The organism is Ensifer sp. Root423, assembly GCF_001426275.1.
Classification (GTDB): domain Bacteria; phylum Pseudomonadota; class Alphaproteobacteria; order Rhizobiales; family Rhizobiaceae; genus Ensifer; species Ensifer adhaerens.
Genome location: NZ_LMEG01000045.1, coordinates 500,351 through 512,182, shown reverse-complemented (window position 1 = coordinate 512,182; position 11,832 = coordinate 500,351). Strand labels below are relative to the sequence as shown.

9 protein-coding genes and 1 riboswitch are annotated in these 11,832 nt (G+C 62.4%); of the genes, 4 read left to right on the top strand and 5 right to left on the bottom strand.

Features of this window, described 5'->3' with window-relative positions:
* Window positions 1-90: 90 nt before the first annotated feature.
* Window positions 91-1,287 (bottom strand): MFS transporter, encoded by a 1,197-nt coding sequence (locus ASD01_RS31115; RefSeq protein ID WP_060529835.1) that lies wholly within the window; start codon window positions 1,285-1,287, stop codon window positions 91-93.
* Between the two features lie 109 nt (window positions 1,288-1,396).
* Here ASD01_RS31115 and ASD01_RS31110 point away from each other — a divergent pair, with 109 nt between their 5' ends.
* The 3 genes from ASD01_RS31110 (at window position 1,397) to ubiA (ending at window position 4,223) form a co-directional block, all read left to right on the top strand.
* Window positions 1,397-2,212 carry an AraC family transcriptional regulator gene (locus tag ASD01_RS31110; RefSeq protein WP_034801113.1) on the top strand — a complete coding sequence of 272 codons (816 nt, stop codon included), beginning with the start codon at window positions 1,397-1,399 and terminating at the stop codon, window positions 2,210-2,212.
* 170 nt (window positions 2,213-2,382) lie between these two features.
* Entirely contained in the window at window positions 2,383-3,189 is an 807-nt protein-coding gene (locus ASD01_RS31105) for a MipA/OmpV family protein (RefSeq protein WP_051659573.1), read from the top strand.
* A gap of 74 nt (window positions 3,190-3,263) precedes the next feature.
* The gene (gene ubiA / locus ASD01_RS31100) at window positions 3,264-4,223 is read left to right on the top strand and encodes a 4-hydroxybenzoate octaprenyltransferase (protein ID WP_034801116.1); all 960 of its coding nucleotides are present in this window, start codon (window positions 3,264-3,266) and stop codon (window positions 4,221-4,223) included.
* 400 nt (window positions 4,224-4,623) lie between these two features.
* Here ubiA and ASD01_RS31095 read toward each other — a convergent pair whose 3' ends face one another.
* On the bottom strand, window positions 4,624-5,190 hold the full coding sequence (locus ASD01_RS31095; protein ID WP_034801118.1) for a DUF6101 family protein: 567 nt from the start codon (window positions 5,188-5,190) through the stop codon (window positions 4,624-4,626).
* A 343-nt stretch (window positions 5,191-5,533) separates the two neighbouring features.
* Here ASD01_RS31095 and ASD01_RS31090 point away from each other — a divergent pair, with 343 nt between their 5' ends.
* Window positions 5,534-8,008 (top strand): DUF1217 domain-containing protein, encoded by a 2,475-nt coding sequence (locus ASD01_RS31090; protein ID WP_034801120.1) that lies wholly within the window; start codon window positions 5,534-5,536, stop codon window positions 8,006-8,008.
* 69 nt (window positions 8,009-8,077) lie between these two features.
* On the opposite strand, the gene ASD01_RS31085 is transcribed toward ASD01_RS31090, so the two are convergent.
* The 3 genes from ASD01_RS31085 to ASD01_RS31075 form a co-directional block, all read right to left on the bottom strand.
* Window positions 8,078-9,511, bottom strand: coding sequence for an FAD-binding oxidoreductase (locus ASD01_RS31085; protein WP_034801122.1), 1,434 nt, complete (start codon window positions 9,509-9,511; stop codon window positions 8,078-8,080).
* A gap of 144 nt (window positions 9,512-9,655) precedes the next feature.
* The gene (locus tag ASD01_RS31080) at window positions 9,656-10,630 is read right to left on the bottom strand and encodes an L-threonylcarbamoyladenylate synthase (protein ID WP_034801125.1); all 975 of its coding nucleotides are present in this window, start codon (window positions 10,628-10,630) and stop codon (window positions 9,656-9,658) included.
* A 77-nt stretch (window positions 10,631-10,707) separates the two neighbouring features.
* Window positions 10,708-11,307, bottom strand: a complete 600-nt coding sequence (locus tag ASD01_RS31075) for a DUF6656 family protein (protein WP_034801127.1) — start codon at window positions 11,305-11,307, stop codon at window positions 10,708-10,710.
* A 317-nt stretch (window positions 11,308-11,624) separates the two neighbouring features.
* A riboswitch (cobalamin riboswitch) is annotated at window positions 11,625-11,825 on the top strand.
* Window positions 11,826-11,832: the final 7 nt, after the last annotated feature.

Genomic DNA, 11,832 nt, shown 5'->3' with positions numbered 1-11,832 from the left:
GGGGTGCCGCGTGCCGTTTGCCGCGCAGACGAAAACCGGGCGCCGCATGGCGGCGCCCGGTCCGATTTTCTGTTTTTTCTGCCGGAGCGGCTACCGCGTCGGGAGCTTCGGCAGGAGGATCGTCAGGATGCCGAGCAGCGGCAGATAGGAGCAGATCGTGTAGACGAACTCGATGCCCTGCCGGTCGGCGAAGATGCCGAGTACGGCAGCGCCCATACCGCCGAAACCGAAGGCGAACCCGAAGAAGACGCCGGCAATCAGTCCGACGCGACCGGGAACCAGCTCCTGGGCGAAGACGACGATCGCCGAGAAGGCCGAGGAGAAGATCAGGCCGATGATGACGGAGAGCACGCCGGTCCAGAAGAGGTTCGCATAGGGCAGCATCAGCGCGAAGGGGATGACGCCGAGGATCGAGAACCAGATGACGAAGCGGGCGCCGTAGCGGTCGCCGATCGGGCCGCCGAGGAAGGTCCCGGCTGCGGCAGCGCCCAGGAACAGGAACAGCATCAACTGCGCCTGCTGTACGTCGATACCGAATTTCTCGATGACGAAGAAGGTGAAGTAGCTGGAGATGCTCGCCATGTAGACGTTCTTGGTGGCCGTCAAAAGCACGAGCACGGCAACAGCCCACATCACCCGGCCCTTCGGCAGAGGCAGCGCCCGGCTCGGCGCAGCGCGGCTCATGGTCGTGCGGCGATGGCGGACATACCAGGTGCTGACCCAGGAGAGCACGAAGAAGCCGATGATCGCGACGATCGAGAACCAGCTGAGGCTGCCCTGGCCGAAGGGGATGACGATGAAGGCGGCGAGCAGCGGACCCATGGCGCTGCCGGCATTGCCGCCCACCTGGAACAGCGACTGCGCCAGGCCATGGCGGCCGCCGGAGGCGAGGCGCGCGATGCGGGAGGACTCCGGATGGAAGATCGCCGAGCCGACGCCGATCAGGCTGGCAGCAACCAGAAGAACCCAGAAGTCATGGGCGTTGGCGAGCAGGATCAGGCCGCTGCAGGTCGACAGCATGGCGAGCGGCAGGGAATAGGGCAGGGCCCAGCGGTCGGTGATGATGCCGACGGCCGGCTGCAGCATCGATGCCGTCAGCTGGAAGGTAAAGGTCAGGAGGCCGATCTGCACGAAGTCGAGCGAGTAGTTCGCCTTCAGCAGGGGATAGAGTGCCGTCAGCAGCGACTGCATGATGTCGTTCAGCATATGGCAGAAGCTGACTGCCAGGATGACGGAGAAAGCCGTCTTCTCCGGGGAGATCCCGGAAGTTGAAGTCACGGTAGACATGGGTGATTCCTTGCCGTCTCGAAGGTTGTGTGCGGCGTGGCCTATCTCTACTGAGGTTGCCGTTGGCCTGCTTTTGTGATCTGGTCGATTTCTTTCGTGAGTGGGCCAAATGCCGATCCGCCGATATCCGCTGCCGCAGCTTCCCGATGACGATCACTTCCGGAACCTCGACTGGGTCGAGACGGGAAACGCCCCGGTGCTCGCGCTCGGACGGGATTACAATGCCGGCCTCCTCGTGCCTTTTCACAAACACACCCGGACCCAGCTGTGGTGGGCGCGCGGCGGCGTCGTGCTGATGCGCACCGAGCGCGGGCGGTGGATGGTGCCGCCCGGCCACGCTTTGTTGATCCCGGCGGGCGTGGAGCATTCGGCCGAGATGATCAGCGACGTGCGCATGCACTCGATCTATTTCGCGCCGGACCTTTTGCGAGCCGAGCGGCCGATGGTCATGGAAATCAACCCGCTGGCCGGCAGCCTCGTCGATGCGCTCGTCAGCGTAGAGAACGAGGCGATGTCGGAGCGGCGCGAACAACTGGTGACTGATCTGCTTTTGGAGGAAATCGGCCGGCTGCAGGAGCGCCCACTCGGCCTGCCGTTCCCGCGCGACGAAAAGCTTGCGGCGCTCTGCCGGCAATTCCTGCAGGCGCCGTCGGCGGCCGCAAGCATCGACCAGTGGGCCGACAGGCTGGGTCTCAGCCGCCGCTCGTTCACGCGGCTGTTTCGCAACGAGACGGGCGTCAGCTTCGTCACCTGGCGCCAGCAGGCCTGCATCTTCGCCTCGCTGCCGCTTCTGGCCGACGGCGAGCCGATCATCAATGTGGCGCTCGATGCCGGTTATGAGAACGTCGCGGCCTTTACGACGATGTTCCGCCGCATGCTCGGCAGCCCGCCGAGCGTCTATCTGAAGACCTATCTCGGCCAGTGACCGCGGGCAGCTACGGCGCTCATGGGAAACGAAAGCTGAATTGACCTGGTTAACGGAATCGTAGGAACAAGGGCCAATAACTCGCCCTGTGCCGTTCCTGCCCACTCCCTCCTTCGGCCCGACGGCACGGCCAATTTCGCCCCGGCGAATGAATCTTCCGGAGTTGTTTCTTGCGTATCCGTTCTCTTGTTTTCCTTTCTGGAACCCTTTTGCTGTCGGCAAATGCCGCCTCCGCCGGTGACGGCCAACATTTCTGGTCCGGTGACTGGTACCTGAAGGTCGGCGCCACCGGCTTTTACGGCCCGAAATACGAAGGCGCTTCCAAGCGCATGTTCCAGGCGGCCCCGCTGATCTCGCTCGGCAAGGCCGGCAGCACGGTCCGCTTCTCCTCGCGCAACGACAACATGTCCTATGCGCTGGTCGACCAGGGCAGCTTCCGCGCCGGTCTCGTCGGAAAGCTGATTTTCGAACGCGATGCCGGCACGTCCAGCGACCTCAAGGGACTTGATCCGGTCAAGTTCGGCGGTGAAGCCGGCGGCTTTGCCGAGGTCTACCCGACCGACTGGCTGCGTGTGCGCGCCGAAGTCCGCCAGGGTATCCGCAGTCACCACGGCGTCGTTGCCGATGTCGCGGCGGACGCCTTTGCCGATGTTAGCAGCAATGTCCGCATTTCCGGCGGCCCGCGCCTGTCGGCAGCCAGCAGCGGCTACTACACGGCCTATTACGGCGTGAATGATCGCGAGGCGACGGCCTCCGGTCTCAGCAACTATACCCCGCATGGCGGCGTCGGCTCGGCCGGTGTCGGTGCTGCGATCACTTGGCAGGCAACCGAAAAGCTCGAGACGAGCGCCTATGCCGAATACAAGCGCCTGCTTGGCCCGGCGGCCGATTCCAGCCTCGTTCGCGAACGCGGCAGCCGCAACCAGGTTCTCGTCGGTCTGTCGGCAACCTACCGCTTCGACTTCACGCTTCCCTGATCAGGCGTTTTCCTCCCGTGGTCGGCGGCGATCTCGCCGCTTGACCGGCCGGGCCTGCGGCGTCAAACAGGGATATGAACACAATCTCTGCCGATTCCGGCCGCGTTCAGGACGCGCCGTCCAACAACTGGGTCTATCGAGTGCTGCCGCGTGCGCTCTGGCCCTATGCGCAGCTTGCCCGCTGGGACCGTCCGATCGGCTGGCAATTGCTGCTGCTGCCTTGCCTCTGGTCCGTGGCCCTGGCGTCGGGTGTGTCGGCGAGTGCCGGTCAATTCTCCTTCGGCCGCTTCCTGTTCCATTGCTTCCTGTTCACTGTCGGCGCCATCGCCATGCGTGGTGCTGGCTGCACCTACAACGATATCGTCGATCACGACATCGACATGGAGGTTGCCCGTACCCGCTCGCGGCCGCTGCCGTCGGGGCGCGTCTCGCGCCTTCAGGCCAAGGTGTTCACGGTGCTGCAGGCACTTGTCGGCCTTGTCGTGCTGCTGCAGTTCAACACCTTCTCGATCGTGCTCGGCATCCTGTCCCTGGCGATCGTCGCGATCTATCCCTTCGCCAAGCGGTTTACCGACTGGCCGCAGTTCTTTCTGGGATTGGCGTTTTCCTGGGGCGCGCTGATGGGCTGGGCGACCGAATTCGGCACGTTGTCGGTTGCCGCCGTTCTGCTTTACGGCGCTGCCATCGCCTGGACGATCGGTTACGACACGATCTACGCTTACCAGGACAAGGAGGACGATGAACTGATCGGCGTGCGCTCGACGGCGCGGCGTTTCGGTGAAAACCCGCGCCCCTGGCTGATCGGCCTTTATGGCATCGCGACGCTGCTCGTCCTTCTGTCGTTCGTTGCAGCCGGCGCCGGTGCCGTCGCCTATGTCGGCCTCCTGATCGCAGCAGCGATGCTGACCTATCAGATCCTCGTCCTGAACATCCATGATCCTGCACAGTGCCTGGCGCTGTTCAAGTTCAACAGCATCGTCGGTCTGATCATCTTCGCCGGGCTGGTGCTGGCGCTTCTCCTGCGCCTGATATGAAAAATCCTCCGTTGCGGCGGAGGATCGTCTTCATTGCCCCATGGTCGGCCTGCCTGTTGCGGGCCGCAAAAATCTCAGGCCCAGCTGATGTCGCGGGCGGCCTTGCGCTTCCTCGCCTCGTGACGCGCACGGAAGCTGGACAGGACGGCGGCAACGACTGAGGCGATGTGCTTGCGCATCGGGTTTCTCCTTCTTTCGTGGTCTTGGCTATGCAGCCCATATGGCACGAAGAAGGCGACGCAACTGTTTCCGGGGGAACATTCGGTAAATCGTCGGGGGAGGCGGCGACGACCCAGTGCATGCGTGCACGAAGAAAATGTCCCGACAGATCTGACCTCGCCAAACGCGACAGCCGGCCGCAGGGAACGGCCGGCTGTCGCGCTGGAGGTAGGCTCTTCAATCAGCTGCGGGCGATGATCTCGCGCCCGTCGATCTTCATGTGTACGCCAAGCGTGCCGGTGGAGCGGCGCACGAGGAAGCGCGGGCGGCGCTCTGCGAAGAAGGAGTGGCGGCGGCGCGGCTTGACGGGCGCGGTGCGCACGTCGCCAAGGTGCTCTTCGAGCGGCCTTGCCACGCCATCCGCTTCGACCATGAGCATCGGAATGCGATAAGCTTCTGCCCAGGCGCGCCAGTCGGCTGCGATGTCGGACAGGTCGTGTGCGACGAGCAGCGGGACACAGAGGTCCGGGTCGTCGTGATGAAGTTCCAGCGTCACTGTAACGTCTCCGTCGCCGTGATCGATCGCGCGAGCCGCGACCCCCTTGAATGCGCGCGCCGGCAGTGCGATCGAAAGCGGCAGGCCGCTCGATGGTAGCACCTTGCGCAGAACTGCGCCACGCTCGTCCAGGCTGATCGTGACATTACCGGTGTGACCGCGCAAGGCGTAGCTCGCCTGCTGTGGAAAGCGCTGCGGATCAAGACGGAGCGTGTTTTCGACCCATGCGGGTTGAGAGAGTGTGTTGCGCATTTCAATCGCCCTTGTTTTTCCTTGAGAGCCGGTTTCCGGTCTTCTCGTCGGGACTTTTCGTCCTCTATGAGCGGGAGAATAGGCGGCGCCCTTTCCGAACGACTTAAAATTCGCGGTTAAGAAAACTTTGCGTTTCTCGATGGTTAGCAAAAGCCGACCGGTCAGGGTTTCCGTTTCGTCAACAGCGCGGCCGCATTCGTTCCGATCAGGCGCACCTTTGCCGTCGTTCGAACTGCCGGGAAAAGCCACACGCAAGCCAGTCCTGCAATCATGACGCGTCAGAATTCTGTTTCGGGGCTCGGGTCCAGCCTGTCCCCATGGGTAACCGACAAGGCGCCAGGGCATGGTATCGACCTATCTCGACTACAGTCGCATCACGCGGGACATGAGGAGCAGCCTCAACCGCATTGCCCAGCAGCCGCAGATCGCGCGCGAAGCGGAGTATTATAAAGAGAACATCGGCAGCGTGAAAACTGTCGAGGAGTTTCTGAACGACTATCGACTCTACTCATACGCGATGAAAGCGCATGGCCTGGAGGACATGACCTATGCCAAGGCCTTCATGCGCAAGGTGCTGGAAAGCGATCTTTCGGACGAAAGCAGCTTTGCCAACCGTCTCACCGATGAACGCTACCGCAACTTCGCGCAGGCCTTCAGCTTCAGCTCGTCGAAGCCGGTGGCTCAAACCAACGCACAGCAGGATGCGCTGATCGGTCTCTACAACGAGCGGATCGCCAGCCTCGACACGGCCATGCGCGGAGAGATGGCCTATTTTGGCGCGGCCATGGATCTCGTCACCGATGTCGACAAGTTCCTCGGCAACGAACGACTGCGTTCGTTTGCCTTCACCGTCTTCGATATTGACCCGAAGACGTTCAACTACACCGAGGTCCGCGACGCGCTGACCAGCGACCCTGCCGCTCTGACCGCAAGCCGCACGGCCGCTGTGACGAGGCGGGAAGAAGCGCTCAAGCTGCAGACTGACCTTCAGACGCGGCTCAAGTCCCTCGGGGAGATTAACAGGCTGACGTCCGAACTTGCGGAGGCGCCCGCTGCCGACAAGCCGGCGATTCAGGCCAAGATCGACGAGCACAACGCGATCGTCGCCGATCTCGATGCCAAGCTTCCGCCACGCGATCAGGCGCCCGCGCTGCTCGCATCGCTCGGCGAGGAATTGAACACGCTGAACGGGCGCATCCGCAATCTCGAAACCTACATCAAGTTGGCGGAAACCTTTAACTTCAACGCTGATGGCAGCGTGCCGGCCGGCGAAAAGGCGATAAGCGACGCAAAGAAGACGGAACTCAACAACATCTACGTCTTCAAGAAACCGGGCGAAACGCCGCTCGGCGGCGCGCGCCTGACCGGCGCCGGGGCACTGCTCAACAAGGAATATTACGAAGGCAAGATCGCCGGCGTCACCAGCATCTCCGAGCTGACCAGCGACAGCCGGCTGTTCAACTACCTCGTCACGGCCTTCGGCCTCAAAGCGTCGACGACCGTGCCGTCGACGATCGAAAACATCCTCACCAGCGACATCAACGACCCGAACAGCTACGTCAACACGCAGGGCGGCGAGTACAATGCCGCCTTTAAGGAAATGCACAAAGCCTTCAACTTCCGGCCCGACGGCACGCTGCAGCCCGGCAAGACGGCGCAGGACGCCGATCAGTTGAAGAAGACGTCCGACGGCTACATGGTCCGCTACAATGACAAGGGCGATGCCGAAGACGAAGCCTTGGTCAAGCGCTTCAAGCTGCTGGTCAATTCGATGGAGTCGGTCGACAAGCTGCTGGCCGACAATGGCGTACTGAAGTTCACGCTCAGCGCCTTCGGTCTCGAAGACGAGGGCCTGAGCAAGCGTGATCTGAAGCGCATTCTGACGAGCGATCTCAACGATCCCAGAAGCTACGTCAACACGCTGCGCGACGAACGCTACGTCAAGCTCGTGAAAGCGTTCAACTTCAATCCGGACGGGACTCTCGGCGCACCAAAACTCGCCCAGAGCGACGGCGACATCATGAATACGGCGCGGGCCTATATCGTCGCCAAGTCCCGCTTCGGCACGGACGACGAGAAGAAGATCGCGAAGGAAAAGGCCCAGGAAGAAGCCAAATATTACACCTCCGAGATCGCGAAGATCGAAACGCTGGATGCCTTCCTCAAGAACCGCCGGCTGGTCGACATGGTTCTCGTCGGCGCAGGCATCGATCCGGAGACGGTCAAGTCCGACTATCTCAGGAGTATGTTCACGTCGGATCTCGAAGATCCGAAGAGCTTCATCAACACCGACCCGAATGGGCTGAAGTATCGCGAGATCGTCTCGTCCTTCAACTTCGACAAGGACGGCAAGATCGTCAGGGGCGAGGCAGGGCAGATCCAGACCCGCCGCGGTCTCGTCACCACCGTTGATCTCTTCCTCAATCAGTCGCTCGAAGAGAAGGAGGGCGCCGATAACGGCGGCATTCGCCTGGCGCTCTATTTCAAGCGCAAGGCCTCGGACATCAACACGGCCTACGACATCCTGGCCGATCGCGCCCTGTTCGAGGTCATCAAGACCGCCTACAGCATGCCGGAGGGCTTGCAGAACGCCAAGATCGAGGCCCAGGCGGCCTTTATCGAGCGCACCGTCAACATCAAGGAACTGCAGCAGCCGGGTCAGCTTGAGAAGCTTCTGCAACGCTTCACGGCGCTCTACGACGTCGAGAACAACCAGGATGTATCGCCCGGTCTCGCGATTCTGACTGGCGGCGGCAGCGCTGGCGTCAGTGCCGAGACCTTGCTGTCGCTCTCGCAATTGCGCGCAGGCGGCCGCTGACGCACGCCGTCTGACGGTCAGCCCAAGCCTGTTGCTGCATCGCCGCGCGCCGCGCGAAACGGCGCGTCGTCAACCGTCGGCGCGCAGCACTTTATCGGGGTTCATGATGCCTGCGGGATCGAACGCGTGCTTGATGCGTTGCATCAGCTCGATTTCGATCGGCGCCCGGACCTCGGCGAGCTCGTCGCGCTTCAACTGGCCGATGCCGTGCTCGGCGGAGATCGAGCCGTTATACCCAAGCACGATGCCGTGGACGATGGCGTTGATTTCGCGCCAGCGGTCGAGGAAGGCCTGCTTGTCGGCGCCGACTGGCTGCGAAATGTTGTAGTGGATGTTGCCGTCGCCCATGTGGCCGAAGGAGCAGATGCGGGCGCCGGGGATCGCTTTCACGACGGCGGCATCCGCCTCCTTCATGAAGGCCGGAATGCTGGAGACGGGCACGGAGACATCGTGCTTGATCGAGCCGCCCTCGGGCTTTTGTGCCGGCGACATGCTCTCGCGCATGTGCCACAGCGCCTTCGCCTGTGTCTCGTTGGCGGCAATCACTGCATTCTCGACGAGGCCGGCCGCATATCCCTGCTCCAGCAGATCCTGTACCATCCGTTCCGCGCTTTCGGCGCTATCGGACGTCGAGATATCGATCAGCGCGTACCAGGGATGGACCGTTTCCATCGGATCACGAACGCCGGGGATGTGCTTGGTGGTGAATTCGACGCCGAGCCGCGGCATCAGCTCGAAGCCGGTCAACGCCGGCCCGCAAAGGCTGGACGCCTTTTCAAACAGAGCGAGCGCATGCTCGACGCTGCCGACTCCGGCAAAGGCGACCTGATGCCCGAGCGGCTTCGGGAAAAGCTTGAGCACGGCGCCGGTGATCACGCCGAGCGTGCCCTCGGCACCGATGAAGAGATCGCGCAGGTCGTAACCGGTATTGTCCTTCTTCAACCGGCGCAGCCCGTCCCAGATTTCGCCGGTCGGCAGCACCACTTCGAGGCCGAGGCAAAGCTGGCGCATACTGCCATAGGCAAGCACGGCGGTGCCGCCTGCATTGGTGGAGAGATTGCCGCCGATGCGGGCTGAACCTTCCGAGCCGAGCGACAGTGGGAACAGGCGATTGTGCTCGTCCGCCGCCTTCTGGATATCGGCGAGGATACAGCCGGCATCGGCGACGATGACATTGCCGACCGGATCGATGTCGCGAATGCGGTTCAGCCGTTCCAGCGAAAGAACGATGTCTGCCTTGCCCTCCCGCGGGATCTGCCCGGCGACATGGCCGGTGTTGCCGCCCTGCGGCACGATCGCCGTGCGGGTGGCGCTCGCGAGCTTCATGATGCGCGAGACCTCGTCGACGTTGGCCGGACGCAGGACCATCGGCGTCGTGCCGCGGTAAAGTCCGCGCGATTCGACGAGATAGCGCGCCTTGTCGGCTTCGTCCGTCAGCACGTTGGTGTTGCCGACGATCTCGGCGAAGGAAGCGATGAGTTCGGGAGAGGGAAGGGTGGTCATGGGCCTCACTTCGCATTGCGCCTGCGCGCGCTATCGGATCGGTCGATCTGAGGATCTGGTCCTCGGTTCCTGGTCGGCGGCGATCATAACCGCAATTGGTGCCGTTCGATGAGGGTGGGTGCGGAGAAGATGCCGCACACTATCTTACCCTCGTGGTGCCGCCGCCCGTTGTAACCGGTCGATGATGGCTTCCCCCAACCCGTCCGAAGGGATCGGCCCGAAGGCGATGGTCTCTGCGCCGCTGGCATCCGCCCGCTTCATATAGTCGAAGAGATTGGCGGCGGCTTCGCGCAGATTGCCAGTCGGGCTGAGATCGAGAACGACGGCCGCCTGCTCTTCGCCGGCGATCCGATTGCCGCCGAAACGGATCAAGGCTTCGCCGGCATGCACCTCGGCGGCATCGAGCCGGACGGCAGCGCCGGGCGCGTAGTGCGAGGCGAGCATGCCCGGCGCCTCGATCGTCGCTCCCGCCGTCTCCGGCCGGGTCACCGGACGACCAAGCAGGCGTTCGATCTCGGCGGCATCGAGGCCACCCGGCCGAAGCAACCGGATCTCGTCGCCGTCGACCTTGATGATCGTCGACTCAAGGCCGATTTGGGCCTGGCCGGCGTCGAGGATCAACTTCAGTTTGTCGCCGAGATCGGCTTCCACATGGACCGCACTGGTCGGGCTGATTTTGCCCGACGTATTGGCACTGGGCGCGGCCAGTGGTCGCCCGAAGTGAGCGATTACCCGGCGCGAGAAACCGTCGGGCATGCGGATGCCGAGCGTGTCGAGGCCGGCGGACGCCAGCGCATGAACCGTGCTGTCGGCGCGCTGCCGAAGGATCAGCGTCAGCGGGCCGGGCCAGAAGGCTTCGGCCAGCTGCCTCGAAATCGGATCGAAATGCACATGGGCTTCGGCCATCGCCATGTCGGAAACATGCGAGATCAGCGGATTGAAGCGCGGGCGCCCCTTCATCTCGTAGATGCGACTGATCGCATCGGGATTGGTAGCGTCGGCGGCAAGGCCGTAGACGGTCTCGGTCGGAATGGCGACCGGCTCGCCTTCGCCAAGAACGGCGCAGGCGCGCGCGATCGCGCGGTCCGGTTCTCTATCCGTGTCGATGATCTCAGCCATGCCGTTTCCTTTCCGACGCTTCCTTAACGGACGCACCGGAAAAACAGAACGATTTTCTTTGAAGGAACCGGTTCGGCTCAGAGGCTGCGAATGATGCGACGCAACGCGTCATCCTTGGCGCCAAGCATCAGTACGTTTTTCAGCGCGACCTTGGGATCATCCGTGCGAAACAGCAGCCCGTTGTCACGAAAGTTGCGGTTGATGACCATTTGCCCGGCTTGGGCGCCCGGTTCGATGGCGACGGCGAAGTACATGCGTGAATAGCCGGGCTGGATACTCTCGAAAAAATGCGTCTCGTCGCCCAGGTTGCAGAAGAAGTTGGCGAAGTAGAAGGACCAGGTGATGTCCTTGGAGGGAGTAACCGGCGTACGCGCCGCCGTCACGTGACAGTAGCCGAGATGCGGCCGGCCGACGAGCGTGCGGTGGAAGATCATCTTCGGGAACTGGATCGAGTTGTGGAACCCGTTGATCCGCTTATGGGTCGTGTCGCCGGCGGTGCTGAGCTTCTTGCCCGTCCTGTCTGCGACTTCCTCATAGCTCAAATACCGGCGTTCGCTCGGCAACCATTGCCTGCGGTTGATCCGGCCCGTACGCAGGAATTCGGTATGAACCGCCACCTTCGGCGGGATTGTCGGCAGCTTCTCGGCTGTCGCGTCGTAGTATCTCAACTTTGCCATGATCGTCAGCGCGCCATCTGCCTGCCTGCAGGACCTCTCTCGTCCGCCGGCTAGGCTAGCGGCTCATGGTTAATGAATGATTTCGTCCTGGCTGCATCATTAGCGTTCTCTATCTGACGCGATGTCGCAAACGGGCGAAGCCCTCCCGCATCTGCGCCGACCGCGCCGCAAAAGTCGGCAATTGCCCAAGATGTGATCTATCTATATGTTTGCAATGTAAAAATTCTAAGACGGTGGCCTTTTGTGGCGGTTTTTTCCGTGTCGTCATTCTGGAATTGGATGTCGCTATCGGGCAGCTGCCAAGGTGACTTCCGCGATTACATATCCTTACTCAAGGTGCCGTCTTCGAAGGGAAGATGGAGAATTGGGAAGCCGGTCAAATCCCGGCGCTGCCCCCGCAACGGTGGTGGAGCGAAAGCCTCGGCAAAGGCCACTGGACGGTTCGTCCGGGAAGGCGCCGGGCAGGTCCGAAAGGACGGCTCCTGAGCCCGGAAACCAGCCTTGACGGACATAACCGTAACGGGT